The 16,447-nt window shown below is 68.9% G+C and carries 13 protein-coding genes; 8 read left to right on the top strand and 5 right to left on the bottom strand.

Going from position 1 to position 16,447, the window contains the following annotated elements; genetic code table 11:
* Positions 1–20: 20 nt before the first annotated feature.
* The 3 genes from IPP98_14855 to thrS all read right to left on the bottom strand — a co-directional run bounded on the left by IPP98_14855 (position 21) and on the right by thrS (position 4,254).
* Positions 21–869, bottom strand: a complete 849-nt coding sequence (locus tag IPP98_14855) for a 3-hydroxybutyryl-CoA dehydrogenase (GenBank protein ID MBL0180375.1) — start codon at positions 867–869, stop codon at positions 21–23.
* A 61-nt stretch (positions 870–930) separates the two neighbouring features.
* Positions 931–2,118, bottom strand: a complete 1,188-nt coding sequence (locus IPP98_14850) for an acetyl-CoA C-acyltransferase (GenBank protein MBL0180374.1) — start codon at positions 2,116–2,118, stop codon at positions 931–933.
* A 198-nt stretch (positions 2,119–2,316) separates the two neighbouring features.
* Positions 2,317–4,254, bottom strand: coding sequence for a threonine--tRNA ligase (gene thrS, locus IPP98_14845; GenBank protein ID MBL0180373.1), 1,938 nt, complete (start codon positions 4,252–4,254; stop codon positions 2,317–2,319).
* 78 nt (positions 4,255–4,332) lie between these two features.
* Here thrS and IPP98_14840 point away from each other — a divergent pair, with 78 nt between their 5' ends.
* The 8 genes from IPP98_14840 to IPP98_14805 are packed head-to-tail and all read left to right on the top strand — an operon-like array spanning position 4,333 to position 14,725.
* Positions 4,333–4,779 (top strand): hypothetical protein, encoded by a 447-nt coding sequence (locus IPP98_14840; protein ID MBL0180372.1) that lies wholly within the window; start codon positions 4,333–4,335, stop codon positions 4,777–4,779.
* Positions 4,776–7,445: a valine--tRNA ligase gene (locus IPP98_14835; GenBank protein ID MBL0180371.1), complete on the top strand. Its 2,670-nt coding sequence runs from the start codon at positions 4,776–4,778 to the stop codon at positions 7,443–7,445. The genes IPP98_14840 and IPP98_14835 overlap by 4 nt, the downstream gene beginning before the upstream one ends.
* Positions 7,433–8,740, top strand: coding sequence for a hypothetical protein (locus IPP98_14830; protein MBL0180370.1), 1,308 nt, complete (start codon positions 7,433–7,435; stop codon positions 8,738–8,740). The genes IPP98_14835 and IPP98_14830 overlap by 13 nt, the downstream gene beginning before the upstream one ends.
* Positions 8,737–9,282 carry an HAD family hydrolase gene (locus IPP98_14825; GenBank protein ID MBL0180369.1) on the top strand — a complete coding sequence of 182 codons (546 nt, stop codon included), beginning with the start codon at positions 8,737–8,739 and terminating at the stop codon, positions 9,280–9,282. Before IPP98_14830 ends, IPP98_14825 begins: the two co-directional genes overlap by 4 nt.
* A gap of 50 nt (positions 9,283–9,332) precedes the next feature.
* Entirely contained in the window at positions 9,333–9,923 is a 591-nt protein-coding gene (locus tag IPP98_14820) for a phosphoribosylglycinamide formyltransferase (protein MBL0180368.1), read from the top strand.
* A gap of 22 nt (positions 9,924–9,945) precedes the next feature.
* Positions 9,946–11,475 (top strand): bifunctional phosphoribosylaminoimidazolecarboxamide formyltransferase/IMP cyclohydrolase, encoded by a 1,530-nt coding sequence (purH, locus tag IPP98_14815; GenBank protein ID MBL0180367.1) that lies wholly within the window; start codon positions 9,946–9,948, stop codon positions 11,473–11,475.
* Between the two features lie 54 nt (positions 11,476–11,529).
* Entirely contained in the window at positions 11,530–13,686 is a 2,157-nt protein-coding gene (locus tag IPP98_14810; protein ID MBL0180366.1) for a DUF2723 domain-containing protein, read from the top strand.
* 10 nt (positions 13,687–13,696) lie between these two features.
* Positions 13,697–14,725 carry an oxidoreductase gene (locus tag IPP98_14805; GenBank protein ID MBL0180365.1) on the top strand — a complete coding sequence of 343 codons (1,029 nt, stop codon included), beginning with the start codon at positions 13,697–13,699 and terminating at the stop codon, positions 14,723–14,725.
* Here the strand turns inward: IPP98_14805 and IPP98_14800 are convergent.
* Both IPP98_14800 and IPP98_14795 read right to left on the bottom strand, forming a co-directional pair.
* On the bottom strand, positions 14,722–15,558 hold the full coding sequence (locus IPP98_14800) for a 2,3,4,5-tetrahydropyridine-2,6-dicarboxylate N-succinyltransferase (GenBank protein MBL0180364.1): 837 nt from the start codon (positions 15,556–15,558) through the stop codon (positions 14,722–14,724). The genes IPP98_14805 and IPP98_14800 overlap by 4 nt on opposite strands.
* Complete coding sequence (locus tag IPP98_14795; GenBank protein MBL0180363.1) at positions 15,555–16,445, bottom strand: 4-hydroxy-tetrahydrodipicolinate synthase; 891 nt, start codon at positions 16,443–16,445, stop codon at positions 15,555–15,557. Before IPP98_14795 ends, IPP98_14800 begins: the two co-directional genes overlap by 4 nt.
* Positions 16,446–16,447: the final 2 nt, after the last annotated feature.

The following is a 16,447-nucleotide window of genomic DNA, read 5'->3' as shown; positions in this document are numbered from 1 at the left end:
TCGATCATCGATACGGTGCGCTACTTCCCGTACGTGTAGAATCCTTTCCCGCTCTTCCGCCCCAGGTGCCCCGCTGCCACCATCCGCTTCAGCAGCGGACACGGGCGGTACTTGTCGTCCCCCAGGCCGGTGTGCAGCACGTTCAGGATCGCGAGGCAGACGTCGAGCCCGATGAAGTCCGCCAGCGTCAGCGGCCCCATCGGATGGGCCATGCCGAGCTTCATGACCGTGTCGATCGATTCGGGGGTGGCGACGCCCTCGAAGACGCAGAAGATCGCTTCGTTGATCATCGGCATCAGCACGCGATTGCTGACGAAGCCGGGGAAGTCATTGACCTCGACCGGCGTCTTGCCGAGCGCACGCGAGAGCTCCATCACCGTGGCCGTGGTCGCATCCGAGGTGTCCTGCCCACGGATGACCTCGACCAGTTGCATCACCGGGACCGGATTCATGAAATGCATCCCGATGACCTGTGCGGGCCGCTTCGTCCTGGCGGCGATCTCGGTGATGGAAATGGAGGAGGTGTTGCTGGCGAGGAGGGTGTCGGGGCCGCAGAGCGCGTCAAGCTTGGCGAAGATGTCGAACTTGATCGCGGGGTTCTCGCTCGCCGCCTCGATCACGAGCGACGCCGTCGCCGCGAGCGCGAGCTCGGTGCCGGTGGTGATCCGCGCGAGAATCTCGGCCGGCGCCTCGGCCGCCAGCGTCCCCTTCTTGACCTGCCGGTCGAGGTTCCCGGCGATCGTCGCCTTGGCCTTCTCCAGCGCTGCCGCATTGACGTCGATGAGCGAGACGTCGTGGCCGTGCTGGCCAAAGACGTGGGCGATGCCGTTGCCCATGGTGCCGGAACCGATGACTGCGATCTGTGACATGATGCACCTGCGTTGAATATGTGGTTCATCGATGATCGATGATCGATCATCGATCATCGATTCACTCCTTCGCGACGCTCAATGCCACGGCGTTTCCCCCACCCAGACACAACGTCGCCAGCCCCGTCGCGGCCCCGCGATCATGCATCGCGTGGATCAGGGTGGCGAGCACGCGGGCGCCGGAGGCACCGATCGGATGGCCCAGGGCGATCGCGCCGCCGTTGACGTTGACGCGGTCCTCGTTCCAGCCGAGGGCGCGGCCGTCGGCGATCGCCTGCACGGCGAAGGCCTCGTTGGCTTCGATCAGGTCGTAGTCGCCGATCGTCGCCCCTGACTGCTTCATCAGGTTCTGCACGGCGAGAATCGGGGCGAAAAAGAGTTCCTTCGGCTCGCCGCCACCCGTGGCATAGCCGGTGATCCGCGCGAGCACCGGGAGGCCGTGGGCCTTCGCGAAGGCGAGCGAGGTGACCATGATCGCCGCGCCGCCGTCATTCAATCCCGGCGCGTTGCCAGCGGTCACGGTGCCGTCCTTCCGGAAGACCGGCCGCAGCTTGGCCAGCGACTCTGCCGTGGTGTCCGGCCGGACCGACTCGTCGGCGGTGACCAGCGTCGGTCCACCCTTGCCGGCGATCTCGACCGGCACCATCTCGGCGGCAAACTTCCCCGCGGCCTGCGCCGCGGCGGCACGCTGATGCGACCGCGCCGAGAAGGCGTCCTGATCCGCGCGCGACACCCCGGCCTTCTCGGCGGTGTACTCGGCGTATTCGCCCATGTGGTTGTTGCCGAACGAATCCCAGAGGCCGTCGTGGATCATGCCGTCGACGATGGTCTGGTTGCCGGCCTTGATGCCGTTGCGGTAGTTGTAGAGGTAGTGCGGCGCCGAGGACATCGACTCCATGCCACCCGCCACGACGCACTGCGCGTCTCCGGCCTTGATGGCCTGGGCCGCCAACATGACGGCCTTGAGGCCGGAGCCGCAGACCTTGTTGATCGTCAGGGCGGGGATGGTGGCCGGCAGGCCGGCGTGGATCATCGCCTGCCGGGCGGGGGCTTGCCCCGTCCCACCCTGCACCACGTGTCCCATGATCACTTCATCGATCAGCTGGGCATCGACGCCGGCGCGGCGCACCACGTCGGCAATGGCAAGGGCGCCGAGTCGCGTCGCGGGAAGCGAGGACAAGGCGCCCTGATAACGACCGATCGGCGTCCGGCAGGCGGCGACGATGACGGGAATGTGCTGGTCAGACATGCGACCTCAAGGATTCAGGACGCGGGGGAAGATAATCGGTGAGGGGTGAGGGGTGCGGGGTCTGTTGGTGAGGGGTGAGGGGTAAGGGGGACGAGTCATCCCGAACAACGTGAGGGATCTGCGTGCCCGCGATCACGCAGATCCCTCGCTTCGCTCGGGATGACGGCCTTGCCCCCCTCACCCCTCACCCCTCACCGGCTAGGCGCCGAGACTCCGCGTCCTGACCTCTTCCACCAGCCGCGCCGTGAATTCCGTCAGCGCGATGACCTCCTGCTTGTTCCCCGCCCCGCGGACGCGGACCGCCACGGCGCCACTCTCCGCCTCGCGACCACCGACGACCGCGAGGTAGGGCACCTTCGCCATCTCGCCATCGCGGATCCGGTAGTTCAGCGTCTCGTTGCGGTCGTCCAGGGTCGCGCGGATGCCGGCGTCCCGCAGTGTCGCCGTCACCGCTTCGGCGGCATCGCGCTGCGCGTCGCTGATCGGCACGACCCGGACCTGCTCCGGCGACAGCCAGAGCGGGAACGCCCCGGCGAAGTGCTCGATCAGGATGGCGATGAAGCGCTCGAACGAGCCGTTCACGGCGCGGTGGATCACCACCGGTCGGTGATCCGCATTGTCCTCGCCGACGAAGGAGAGGTCGAAGCGATCGGCCGCGTTGTAGTCGAGCTGGATGGTGCCCAGCTGCCACTTCCGGCCGAGGGCGTCCTCGACGTCGAAGTCGATCTTCGGCCCGTAGAACGCGCCGTCACCCGGCTTCAGCTCGTACGACTGCCCGGTGGCCTCGAGGGCATGGCGCAGCGCGCGCTCCGCCTCGTCCCAGAGCTGGTCCGAGCCGATCCGCTGCTCCGGCCGCGTGGCGAACTTCAGCGTCGCCTTGAGGCCGAAGGTCTCGTAGTACTTGAGGATGAACTGCACCAGCCGGTGCACCTCGGCCTGGATCTGCCGCTCCATCAGGTAGATGTGGCAGTCATCCTGCGCGAACTGCCGCACGCGCGTCAGCCCCGAGAGGGCACCGGAGACTTCATTCCGGTGCAACACGTCGTAGGTCACGTAGCGGATCGGCAGCTCCCGGTACGAGTGCTTCTTGCTGCCGTAGAGCAGATGGTGCGACGGGCAATTCATCGGCTTCAACGAGAAGTCGTGCTCGTTGCTCTCGTTGTCGAGCACGAGGAACATGTTCTCCTTGTACTTCCCCCAGTGCCCGGAGATCTCCCACAGCCCCTTGTTGTACATCAAGGGGGTGCGGATCTCCCGATAGCCATCCCGCTGCAGCGCGCGCATGTAGTCATTCAGCGCGTTGTAGATCACCGTCCCCTTCTCGGTCCAGAACGCCGCGCCCGGGGCGAACGGGTGGAACATGAAGAGATCGAGCTGCTTGCCGAGCATCCGGTGGTCGCGCTTCTTCGACTCCTCGAGCCGGAAGAGGTGCTGCGCCAACTCGTCCTTCTTGAAGTAGGCCGTCCCGTAGATCCGCTGCAGCATCTGCCGCGACGAGTCACCGCGCCAGTACGCGCCGGCGCCCGTGAGCAGCTTGAAGTGCTTCAGCTTCGCCGTGCTCGGCACGTGCGGCCCGCGGCAGAGGTCGACGAACGGGCCGTCGGTGTAGATCGTGATCGTCTCGTCGGGACCGAGCTCGCTGATCCGTTCCAGCTTGAGCGGGTCGTCGGCGAAGCGGGCATTGGCTTCCTCGCGCGAGACCTCCTCGCGGACGAACGGATAGTCCGCGGCCACGACCTCGGCCATCGCCGCCTCGAGCGCCTCCAGGTCCTCGGGCGTGAACGGCCGGGGAACGTCGAAGTCGTAGTAGAAGCCCTCGTCGATCGACGGGCCGAAGCCGATCCCGGCGCCGGGGAAGATCTTCCGCACCGCGGTCGCGAGAATGTGCGCCGCCGAATGGCGAAGGACGGGGAGCGCATCGGCATCGCGTTCGGTCAGGATCGCGACCTGATCGCCGTCCACGAGCGGCCGACCGAGGTCGCGAATTTCTCCGTTGACCCGGATCGCGACCGCCGCCCGCGCCAGTCCGGCCCCGATCGCCGCGGCCAACGCCGCGCCGGTGGTCCCCGCCTCGAGCTCGCGAATGGAGCCATCGGGGAGGGTCACGCGGATCGGGGCGTCGAGAGCAGCGGTCATCGGGGCCAGCCTGGCAAAGGGTTCCACACGTGGCGGCAGGGCATAGGCCGTGCCGACCGAGCCTAGTATTTTAGCATCATGCCTCGTTTCGCTGCACGCCGCCGCCCTTCCCGCCCTGACGGCCTCGCCGCCGCCGGCCTCGTCACGGCCGGGCTCGCCCTGGGCGCCGCCCTCGGCTTTCTGGTGGGAGAACTGGTCGGCCCCCGGGCGGCCCGGGTCGGCCGCCGCGAAGGCTCCTCCACCCCGGCCGGCGATCGCTCAGTAGCCGAACTGGTCCACGATGCCCAGTCGGCGCTCGACGCCGACGTGCGGTTGCGTGGCCTCCAGCTTGAAGTCGTGCCGGTCGGCCGCAACGCCCTCGAACTGCATGGCTGGGTGCCGGATCGGCGCGCGCGCTCGATCGCCGCGCGGCTCGTGGCCGAGGCCGTGACGGTGGAGCGGCTGGTGAATTGCGTGCTGGTGCGCGGCGAGGACGACCTCGTCCAGCTAGGTGCGACCGACGTGGGTGACGAGGCGATCGCGTGACCGAGCCGCTCGCCCCCCAATACGACCCGCGCGCCATCGAGGGCCCGCTGTACCAGTGGTGGCAGGACCGCGGCTTCTACACGGTCGACGCCAACGCCCCCGGCGAGCCGTACGTCATCCAGATCCCGCCCCCGAACGTGACCGCCGTGCTGCACGCCGGTCACGGGCTCAACAACACGCTGCAGGATGTGCTGATCCGTTTCGAGCGGATGCGCGGCCGCAAGGCGCTCTGGGTGCCCGGCACCGACCACGCCGGCATCGCCACGCAGAACGTGGTGGAGAAGCTGCTGGCCAAGGAAGGGCTGACCCGGTTCGATGTGGGTCGCGAGGCCTTCGTCACGCGGGTCCGCAGCTTCGTCGAAGAGACCGGCGGAGTCATACTCGAGCAGCTCAAGGCGCTCGGCGCCAGCTGCGACTGGTCGCGCACCTACTTCACGCTCGACGAGGATCTCTCGCGCGCCGTCCGCGAAGTGTTCGTCACGCTGCACGAGCGCGGCCTGATCTATCGCGGCAAGTACATCATCAACTGGTGCCCCCGCTGCCTCACCGCCCTCTCGAACGAGGAGGCGGAGAAGGAAGAGACCGACGGCAAGATCTGGCACCTCCGCTACCCGCGCGAGGACGGGCAGGGCTTTGTCACCGTGGCGACCACCCGCCCCGAGACGATGCTCGGCGACACCGCCGTGGCCGTGCACCCGACCGACCCGCGCTACCTGGCGCTCATCGGCACGCGGCTGCGCCTCCCGCTCGCCGACCGCCTGATCCCGATCGTCGGCGACGAGGCGGTCGAGGCCGACTTCGGCTCGGGTGCCGTCAAGGTCACCCCCGCGCACGATCCGACTGACTTCGAGATCGGCAAGCGCCACGGCCTGGCCCAACTCGACGTGATGACCGACGACGCGAAGATGAACGACACCGTGCCGGAGCGCTTCCGCGGTCTCGATCGCTTCGAGGCGCGCAAGCGCGTGGTCGCCGAATTCGAGGCGCTCGGACTGCTGGAGAAGGTGGAGGCGCACCGCCACGCGGTGGGCCATTGCTACCGCTGCGACACGGTGGTCGAGCCGCGCCTCTCGGACCAGTGGTTCGTGAAGATGCAGCCGCTCGCCGATCCGGCGCTGCAGGCGTATCGCGACGGCCGCGTGAGCTTCCTCCCCGAGCGCCAGGGCGACAACTACGCCATGTGGCTCGAGAACATCCGCGACTGGTGCATCTCGCGCCAGCTCTGGTGGGGACATCGCATCCCGGTCTGGTACTGCGAGGCCGAGGGATGCCGGCAGACGATCGTCTCGCGCACCGATGTCGAGGCGTGCACCGCCTGCGGCGGGCGCGTGCGGCAGGACGAGGACGTCCTCGACACCTGGTTCTCGTCGTGGCTGGTGCCCTTCTCGTCGCTCGGCTGGCCGGAGGAGACGGATGATCTCCGCGCCTTCTATCCTGGCGCCACGCTCGTCACGGCCCCGGAGATCCTCTTCTTCTGGGTGGCCCGGATGATCATGGCCGGCCTCGCCTTCCGCGGCGAGGTGCCGTTCCGCACCGTGTACCTGCATGGCACCGTGCGCGACACCCAGCATCGCAAGATGTCGAAGTCGCTGGGCAATGGCATCGATCCGCTCCAGGTGATCGATCGCTTCGGCGCCGATGCCCTTCGCTACACGATGGTGAGCGGGATGGCGGTGGGCACCGACCTGATTCTCGATCCCGCCGATCTCGACGTCTCGTTCGCGCCCGGTCGCAACTTCGCCAACAAGTTGTGGAACATCGGGCGTTTCCTGCTCGGACACCTCGAGGCCGGCGCCGCACCGCTCGCGTCGATCGACGAGCGCGACCTCACGCTTGCCGATCGCTGGATTCTGGCGCGCGCCGAGGCGACCATCCGCGAGGCGACGCAGCAGTATGAGCGCTACCGGCTCAACGACGCGGCCGCCGCGGTGTACCACTTCCTCTGGAGCGACCTCGCTGACTGGTACGTCGAGCAGGTGAAGCCGCGCCTGTATGGCAACGCCCCTGGTGGCGAGACGGCGCGCGCCGTCGCGGCCCACGTCTTCGACCAGGGTCTCCGCCTGTTGCACCCGGTGATGCCGTTCATCACCGAGGCGCTCTGGCAGCGGCTCCCGAACTCGACACCGGACGCGACCATCTCCCTGGCCGCGTGGCCACGAGCCTCCGACGGCCGCGCGGATGCGGCCGCGCTCGAGGAGTTCGGCGCCGCGCAGGCCATCATCGGCGCGGTGCGCGCCCTGCGCGCCGAGTATGCGGTGGCGCCGGGGCAGACCGTCTCGGTCACCGTGAGCGATGCCAGCCCGGTGGCCACGCGTGCGCTGGCGGCCGAGGGCGAGACGGTGCGCCGACTGGCCAAGATCGAGACCCTGACGATCGGTGCCGCGCCGGATGAGCCCGGTGGCACCATCGTCCTCGACGATCGCACGATCGTCTTCGTGCCGCTCGGCGATCTGGTCGACATCGCCAAGGAATGCGCGCGCCTCGGTGCCGAGGCCGACAAGCTCGATGCGCTGGTCACCGCGCAGGAGACCAAGCTCGGCAACGAACAGTTCGTGTCGCGGGCGCCGGCGGCGATCATCGAGAAGGAGCGCGAGAAGCTCGGCGCGTGGCGTGCCCAGGCGGAGGCGCTGCGCGCCAAGCGCACCGCCCTCGGGTGCACGGACTGAAGCGGCTCGCCCTCGCGGCGAGCCTGCTCGCCGGCTGCGCGCGCATGGCCCCTCCCCCGGGAGGGCCCGCCGATGGCACGCCGCCACTGCTCATCGGCACCATCCCCGACTCGGTGCGGGTGCTCGACGGCTTTGATGGCTGGGTCGAATTCAAGTTCGACGAGATCATCTCCGAAGGGACGCAGCCGAACTTCGGCACCGGCAACGGCGAACTCGAGCGGCTGGTCATGCTCTCGCCGGCCCCGGACAGCGTCATCCCCCGCGTGCAGTGGAAGCGCAACCGCCTGCTGGTCCGCCCGCGCGACGGCTGGCGCCCCAACACCGTCTATCGCATCGAGCTGGCGCCAGGCATCCGCGACATCCGCGAGCCCTCGAACGTCTCGCAGCAGGCGTCGGTCATCACGCTCGCGACCGGTGGCACGCTGCCGGGGCGCTACCTGATTGGACGCGCCGTCGATTGGGGCACGCAACGCCCGGTCCCGCTCGCGCTGATCGAGGCGCTGCTGCTGCCGGACTCCCTGCCCTACCGCACGCTCGCGGACTCGAATGGCCGATTTGCATTCGGCCCATTGCCGCGTGGCACCTTCCTCGTCGCGGCCGTCGTCGACCAGGATCGCAATCGCCGTCGCGGGCCCAAGGAATCGTGGGACACCGTGCGCGTGACGCCGGCCACCGACGTCGTCGGCGAGATCTGGGCCTACCCGCGCGACTCGACGCCGCCTCGCGTCCAGTCGGCGGAGCGCGTCGACTCCTTCACGATCGGCGTCGTCCTCACCCAGACCCTCGACCCACGCTTCGCGCTGCCGGCCGACTCGATCCGCGTGGTGCAACTCCCCGATTCGAGCTCGATCGGACCGATCGGGGCTCTCCCCCAACCGGCGCACGATTCGCTCTATCGTGGTCGCGGCGGCCTCACGCCGGTGAAGGCGCCGGACGACACCGCGGCGGCCAAGGCCGACAGCACCCCGCCCGACGCGCCCCCCGCAGCCCCGGCTGCTCGACGGCCGATCCGCGGTGCGCCGACGGCACCGCCGCCCGACTCGGTCGAGCAGGTGCGGCCGCCACTCACGACGCGGTTGATGGTGCGCACTGCCGGCGTGGTGCAGAGCGCGACCAGCTATGTGGTCGAGCTCCACGGCGTCCGGACCATTGGCGGCGGAGTGGCGACGACGCTCCGGATTCGCGTCGAGGGACGGAAACCTGCACCGACCAAGGCGGATTCACTCGCCACCACAAAGGACTCGACCGCCAAGGCGCGTCCCGACTCGACCCGCGGCAGGCCGACACGCGGATGACCGACCATCCGCCGGCCGTCTTCCTCGATCGCGACGGTACCCTGATCGAGGACCCCGGCCACCTTGCCGATCCGGCGGGTGTCGTCCTCCTGCCAGGTGTCATCGAGGCGCTGCACGAGCTGACGCGCCTCGGCTACCTCCGCATCATCGTCACCAATCAGTCCGGCATCGGGCAGGGTTTTTTCACCGAGGCCGACTTCGAGGCGGTGCAGGCCGAACTGCAGCGCCAGCTCTCTGCCCATGGCATCACCATCGACGCGGTCTACCATTGCCCGCACCGGCGCGAGGACGACTGCGACTGCCGCAAGCCAGGCACCGCGATGCATCGGCAGGCAGCGCAGCGCTTCGGGATCGACCTGGCACGCTCGTGGTGCATCGGCGATCGCCCTGGCGACCTCCTGCCAGCCCGAGCACTCGGCGCCCAGGCCGTCCTGGTCCGCACCGGCGATGGGGCCCGACACGTCGAGGAGACCGGCACGCTCGGGTTTCCGGTGGCCGCCGACCTCCGCGCTGCCGTCGCATTGCTGACCTCGGCGCGCTGAGGGCCCATCTGCCCCCGCGATCCGGGGTCTCCTCGTTAGATTGAAGGGCTGTGAGCTATCGCGTGGCAGTGGCGGTCTCGGGCCGCGGCAGCAACCTTCTGGCGCTCTGCGACGCCCCGAGCACGGGGGCCGACGTGGTGCTCGTGCTCAGCGACCGTGATGCCGCGGCGCTCGAAGCGGCTGCGCGGCGCGGCATCGCCACGCATCGGCTCCAGAGCCACCGGGATGGCGCCGAGTGGCTGGCCGCGCTCGAGGGTGGCCGAGTCGACCTGCTGGTCCTGGCGGGCTACCTGAAGCTGGTGCCCCCGGTCGTCGTGGCGGCCTACCATGGCCGGATCATCAACATTCACCCGGCACTGCTGCCGAAGCATGGCGGCCCGGGCATGTATGGCGGGCGTGTCCACACCGCGGTGCTGGCGGCTGGCGACACCGAGAGTGGCGCCACCGTGCACCTGGTGGACGAGGTCTACGACCGCGGCGCGATCCTCGGGCAGGCCCGGGTGCCGGTGCAGCCGGGTGACACGCCGGAGTCATTGGCGGCGCGGGTCCTGGCCGCCGAGCATCGACTCCTCCCCGCGGCGGTGACGGCGGCGGCGCGCGCTGGCCGCCCCGTACCATTTGCTCTTCCCCCTGCGGCCTGAATCCGCACCGGAGTTTGTGACAATGCAGCGTGCCCTGATCTCGGTCAGTGACAAACGTGGTGTAGTGGCTTTTGCCCAGGAACTCGTTCGCCTGGGCTGGGAAGTGGTCTCCACCGGCGGCACCGCCGCCCTCCTCCGCGACGCCGGCTGCCCAGTCACCACGGTCGACCAGATCACCGGTTTCCCCGAGATCCTCGATGGTCGCGTCAAGACGCTCCATCCGGTGGTCCACGCCGGCCTGCTCGCGCGCCCCGATCGTCCCGAACATGTGCGGGTGATGAAGGAGCATGGCATTGCCTCCTTCCAACTCGTCGCCGTGAATCTCTACCCCTTCCGCGCGACGATCGCCCATCCGGACGTCTCGTTCGAGGACGCGATCGAGAACATCGACATCGGCGGCCCGTCGATGCTGCGCTCCGCGGCGAAGAATTTCGAGTTCGTCCTCCCGGTGGTCGATCCGCGCGACTATGGCCAGGTCCTCGAATTGGTGGCTGGTGGCGAGATCCCGCTCGAGGTGCGCCAGGGCTTCGCCGCCAAGGTGTTCACGCACACCTCCGACTACGACAATGCCATCGCTGGCTATCTCACGCCACGCCAGGCGTCCCTCCCCGAGCGGATCGCGCTGGCGATGGAGCGGCGACAGGTGCTCCGCTACGGCGAGAATCCGCAGCAGCGCGCCGCGCTCTACGTGTCCGAGGAACCGCGTGGGATCGGTGACCTGACACAGCGGCAGGGGAAGGAACTGTCCTTCAACAACCTGCTGGACATCGACGCCGCCATGGCGGCCGTCGCGGCCTGGAGCCACGATGTCGCCTGCGCCGTGATCAAGCACACCACGCCGTGCGGCATTGCCCTGGGCCGGAGTGCCAAGGAAGCGTTCGAACGGGCACGGGCCACCGATCCGACCTCCGCCTTCGGCTCCGTCATCGCCTTCAACACGGTGGTCGATCGCCCGGCGGCCGAGGCGATGCGCGATCTCTTCATCGAAGTGATCGTCGCCCCGGCCTTTCATGCCGATGCGTTGGCGATCTTTGCCGAGAAGCGGAACCTCCGCATTGTCGAGCTGCCGGTCCCGGTCGGCCACGACAGCCTCGACTGGAAGCGCATTCGCGGCGGCTTCCTGATCCAGGACCAGTTCGCGTTCGACCACAACGAGGACGGTTGGTCGGTTCCGACGAGCCGCACGCCGACGGCCGAGGAGATGATCGACCTTCGATTCGCCTGGGCCGCCGTCGCCACCGTGAAGTCCAACGCGATCCTGCTGGCCCGGGGCGAACAGGCCCTCGGCATCGGGGCCGGCCAGATGAGCCGTGTGGATGCCTCCTTCCTCGCCGTCCACAAGGCACGGCAGGCCGGACACCTCCTGGATGGCGCCGTGCTGGCGTCCGATGGTTTCTTCCCCTTTCCGGACGGCGTCGAAGCCGCGGCGGAGGCGGGGGTCCGAGCGATCATCCAACCCGGGGGCTCGATCAAGGACCCCGACGTGATTGCTGCCGCGGATCGCCTTGGCATTGCCATGGTGATGACCGGCGCCCGAATGTTCCGCCATTAAGTCGCGGTTCGACCAACCACCACTTTGACCTCCCCCACCGCACCGGAGCCACGCGTGTCCGATACGCCCGCCGAACGCCCGCCCTACCTCTGGGCCGTCGCCACCTTCCTGGTGGTGTTCGTGGTGTACTTCCTGACCCTGTCGCCGACCACGGCCTTCTGGGACACCTCGGAGTACATCGCCGCCGCCAAGGTGCTGGGCATCCCGCACCCGCCGGGCAATCCGCTCTTCACGCTGATGGCGCACGCCTGGGGGCTGCTGCCGCTGGCGGCGGAGTACTCGGTGCGGATCAACCTCTTCGCGGCGATCACCAGCGCGGGCGGGGCCGGCCTCTGGTTCCTGGTGGCCGAGCGGTGGTTGCGGCCGATCCTCCCGACGGCGCGGGGCCCACGTCTGGCGTCGGCCTTCGCCGGCGTCTTCGCCTCCGCGATGGCCTGGACCGTCTGGAACCAGAGCACCGTGAACGAAAAGGTCTACACGGTGTCGCTGCTCTCGATCGCGATGGTGGTCTGGTGCATGGTGCGCTGGGCCGACGAGCCGGCCGGTGAGCGGCGGGATCGCTGGGTGGTGGCCGCGGTGTATCTCACCGCCTTGTCCTCGACCAACCACATGATGGGTGTGCTGGCGATGCCCGTCGTGGGCATCTATGTCCTGATGACCGATTGGCGCATCATGCTCCGCCCGCGCGTCATCGCCGCGGTGGCGCTGGCCGTCGTGGTGGGGCTCTCGCTCAACTACGTCTACCTGCCGATCCGCGCCGGTCAGTATCCGCCGATCAACGAGGGCGAGCCGGTCGGCTTCTTCTCGCAGGCGCTCAAGGATGTCCTCGGCCGCGTGCAGTATGGCAAGCCGGACCTCTCGGTGCGGCAGTCGCCCCTGTCGGCCCAGCTGACCAACTACTGGACCTACTGGAGCTGGCAGTGGGGCCGGGACCTCGGCGCCTTCCGCAGCTTGATGGTCGGCATCTTCACGGCGACGACGCTCGGCGGAGTCCTCGCCCTGTTGCGCCGCGACAAGCGGGCCGGCCTCGCCGCCGGGGCGCTGCTGTTCACCGTCACCCTGATGCTGATCTACTACCTGAACTTCAAGTACGGCTATTCGTTCCAGGCCAACAATTCCGCGATCACGCAGGAGATGCGCGAGGTCCGCGAGCGCGACTACTTCTTCGTCGTCTCGTTCGCCTTCGTCGGCGTGCTGATCGCCGCCGGCCTCGCCGCCACCATCCGCTATATCGGCGAGATGCTGGGCGATCGGGTAAGCGACTCGCGGCGCTGGCTGGTCGGCACGCCGGTGCTGCTGCTCGGCCTGGTGCCGTTCTTCGGCAACCGCGTCTCGGCCTCGCGCGCCCACGAAACGCTGGCCCGCGACTTCGCCATCGACATCCTCGAGTCGGTCGAGCCGTACGGCATCCTGATCACCGCCGGCGACAACGACACCTTCCCGCTCTGGTTTGCGCAGGAGGTGCTCGGCATCCGCCGCGACGTGACGCTGGCCAACCTGTCGCTGATGAACACCGACTGGCACCTGCGCCAGATCCGCCGTCGCGAGACGCCGACGTTCGACCCCGCGACGGCCGCCGCGCTCTGGCGCCCGCGCAGCGACGCCGACACGGTGCCGCTGGGCGCCCCGGCAGCCACCAGCTGGGTCAAGCCGACCAACACCGTCTTCGCGATGACGACGCAGGGGCTGGACTCGCTGCCGGAGTATTCGCAGACGCCGAAGAACGCCGGGATGATGATCGACTCGCTCGTCCTCCGCTTCGGCGGCGAGTACATGACCCGGAGCGACATCGCCGCGGCGCTGCTGATCCGCGACAATCTGGGCAAGCGGCCGATCTACTTCTCGTGGAGCACCGGCAACTACCCCGACGCCTCGCTCGGACTCCGGCCGTACCTGCTCTCGCAGGGGATGGTCCGCCAGGTGATGCCGCGGCCGATCACCGAAGGTGGCGCGATCCGGATGACGCAGAACTTCAGCTGGGTCGATGTGGCGCGCACGCGTGCCCTCCTCTTCGGGGTGTACCATCCGGAGGCCGCCGCGCGCGAGCGCCCCGCAGGCTGGGTCGACGAGCCCTCGGCGTCGATCCTCGGTCTGTACTATCTGGTCTACGGTGGCGGCGCCGAAGCGTTCCGGCAGCTGGGCGACAGCGTGACAGCCGCCAAGGCGGACTCGCTCACCCTGCGGATGCGGAAGTCGCTCCCCAACTACTGAGGTGATTGGCATGCGTCGCTTCGCCGTCGTCGTGGCGTTGGTTCCGGCCGCCCTCGCGGCCCAGGCCCCGGTTGTCACCGAGCAGACGAGCGGGACGACCGCCCTGCTGCAGGCGGTGGCGGCCGTGAACGAACAGGTCGCGTGGGTCAGCGGCCACAAGGGAACGGTGCTGCGGACGCGCGACGGTGGCACGACCTGGGAACTGAAGGCCGTGCCCGGCGCGGAGACGATGGAGTTCCGCGACGTGCACGCGTTCAGCGCCGAGGAGGCGTGGCTGCTGGCCGCCGGACCGGGGATCAAGTCGCGGATCTATCACACCACCGATGGTGGCGCGCAGTGGACACTGCAGTTCACCAACGCGGACACCGCAGCGTTCTTCGACTGCTTCACCTTCTTTGACACGAAGCACGGCGTGGCATTCAGCGACGCGGCCAACGGCCGCACGATGATGATGCGGACCGAGGACGGAGGCGCGTCGTGGAACCTGCTCCCCACGGAGGCGCTCCCCGCACCGCTGGCGAGTGAGGGAGCCTTCGCCGCGAGCGGGGGCTGCCTGGTCAGTCAGGGGAAGTCGAATGCCTGGGTGGCCACCGGCGCGCCGGAAGGGCGGCTCCTGGTGACGACGAACGGCGGCAAGCAGTGGCGCGCCGTCCCGACGCCGTTCGTGAAGGGTGACGGCGCCGGGATGACCGCGACGTCGTGGCTCGACGCGAAGCGCGGGATCGGTGTCGGCGCGCGCATTGCCCAAATGCGCACCGACACCGCCTCGGCAGTGGTGGGCGTGACCGATGATGGCGGCGCGACCTGGACCATGCGCCCCCGCCCCGCCGTGCGCGGCTCGTTCTTCGGCGTGTCGTGGGTGCCCGGGGCCGATCGCAACACCGCCGTCGCCGCGACTCTCGCCGGACTGCTGGTGACGCGGGACGCGGGAATGACCTGGACGACCGCCACGCCGAGCCAGTATTGGAGCGTCGGCGGCGTCGGCCGAACCGCCTGGGGCGTCGGCCCAGGTGGGCGGATCACCAAGCTCGGTTTCTAGCGGATCAAATCTTCGAGCTGCACCGCCGCGTCGGTGCGCTCGTCGCGGTACTTGACGATCACGGGCGCGTACAGCGAGATCCCGCGCGCCTGCCCGCTCCCGTGGGTCACCGGTCGGCTCCCCGGCACCACGACCGCCCCTTCCGGAATCTCCAGCGGCGAGTCGCCCTCACGCCGCAGGATCCGGTCGTGGACGAGGTCGACCACCGCCGTCCCACCAGTCAGGAGCACCCCGGGCGCCAGGACGGCGCGTCGCCGCACGATCGTCCCCTCGTACACCCCGCAATTCCCCCCCACCAACACGTCGTCCTCGATGATCACCGGCATCGCCCCGGCCGGCTCGAGCACGCCACCGATCTGGGCCGCCGCCGACAAGTGCACGCGCTTCCCGATCTGCGCACAGGAGCCGACGAGCGCGTGCGAATCGATCAGCGTCCCCTCATCGACATACGCGCCGACGTTCACATACGCCGGTGGCACCACGATCACGCCGCGCGCGAGGTAGCTGCCCTCACGCACCGCGGTGCCGCCTGGCACGATCCGGATTCCCTCGTCGATCGTGGTGGCACGCACCCCGAAGCTGTCCTTGTCGAAGAACCGCATCGGCCCCGCCGTGCCGGCGTCGACGAGCACGCCGAGCCGGAAGCCGAGCAGGATGCCGCGCTTGACCCAGCCGTTCACGTGCCATCGGCCGTCGGCGTCGCGTTCCGCGGCGCGGATACGCCCGTGCTGGAGTGCTTCCTTGAGCTGGGCGAAGGCGCGGCGCGCTTCGTTCTCGCGTCCTTCGGGGACCTGGTCGAGGAAGGGGGCAATGCGGGCTTCAAGGTCGTTCACGCGGGCACTCCAAGGCGGGAAGTCATCGGAAGAAATGGCGCCATGCGCTCACGCAGCGGGGCGGTGGCCGACAGGAGCGGGAGGCGCACGGTGTCACCGATGCGCCCCTGCATCGCCAGCGCGGCCTTCACCGGAATCGGGTTCGCTTCGGTGAAGAGCAGGTCGATGAACGGGAGGAGCGGGAGCAGGTCGGCACGCGCCGTGGCGAAGTCGCCCGCGCGCGCATGGCGGACGATCGTGGCGATCGCGCGGGGCAAGGCGTTGCTCGCGACTGAGATGAGGCCCCGTGCACCGGCAGCGATCGCCGGGACGACGAGGTCATCATCACCGCACAGCACCACGAAGTCACTTGGCGTCTGGGCCACCAGGTCCATTACCCGGCGCACGCTGCCACTCGCCTCCTTGATGCCGCCAATCCGGGGATGCTCCGCGAGGCGTGCCACCGTCTCCGGACGCAGGTCGACCCCGGTCCGCCCGGGGACGTTGTACAGCAGCAGCGGGAGGTGAATGGCGTCGGCGATGGCGCGAAAGTGTGCTTCGAGGCCGGCCTGCGTCGGCTTGTTGTAATAGGGCGAGGCACTCATGATGCCGGCTACGCCAAGCGCCGCCTGCGCCTGCGCTTCGTCGACCGCCCGGGCCGTGGCGTTGTCGGTCGCGCCTGCGAGGACAGGAACACGACCAGAGGCGGAGCGCACGACGGTGGCCGTCACGGCCAATCGTTCGTCGAGCGAGAGCGTCGCGGCCTCGCCCGTGCTGCCGCAGGCCACGAGGAAATCCACCCCTTCCTCGATCTGCCAGTCGACCAACTGGGCCAGTGCCTCGTGGTCGACGTCGCCCTGCGGACTGAAGGGGGTGACGATCGCCGTACCGGTTCCGTTCGGGAGCATGA

The organism is Gemmatimonadota bacterium (assembly GCA_016720805.1).
In the GTDB taxonomy this organism is placed as follows: Bacteria; Gemmatimonadota; Gemmatimonadetes; order Gemmatimonadales; family GWC2-71-9; genus Palsa-1233.
Note: the sequence above shows the minus strand (reverse complement) of the source record. Positions and strands in the feature narration are given on the sequence as shown.

Bases quoted from the DNA above. Each gene is read 5' to 3' on its own strand.
- IPP98_14795 (MBL0180363.1), bottom strand. From the start codon at position 16,445: ATGCTCCCGAACGGAACCGGTACGGCGATCGTCACCCCCTTCAGTCCG.
- IPP98_14855 (MBL0180375.1), bottom strand. From the start codon at position 869: ATGTCACAGATCGCAGTCATCGGTTCCGGCACCATGGGCAACGGCATC.
- IPP98_14840 (MBL0180372.1), top strand. From the start codon at position 4,333: ATGCCTCGTTTCGCTGCACGCCGCCGCCCTTCCCGCCCTGACGGCCTC.
- IPP98_14805 (MBL0180365.1), top strand. From the start codon at position 13,697: ATGCGTCGCTTCGCCGTCGTCGTGGCGTTGGTTCCGGCCGCCCTCGCG.
- IPP98_14850 (MBL0180374.1), bottom strand. From the start codon at position 2,118: ATGTCTGACCAGCACATTCCCGTCATCGTCGCCGCCTGCCGGACGCCG.
- thrS (MBL0180373.1), bottom strand. From the start codon at position 4,254: ATGACCGCTGCTCTCGACGCCCCGATCCGCGTGACCCTCCCCGATGGC.
- purH (MBL0180367.1), top strand. From the start codon at position 9,946: ATGCAGCGTGCCCTGATCTCGGTCAGTGACAAACGTGGTGTAGTGGCT.
- IPP98_14825 (MBL0180369.1), top strand. From the start codon at position 8,737: ATGACCGACCATCCGCCGGCCGTCTTCCTCGATCGCGACGGTACCCTG.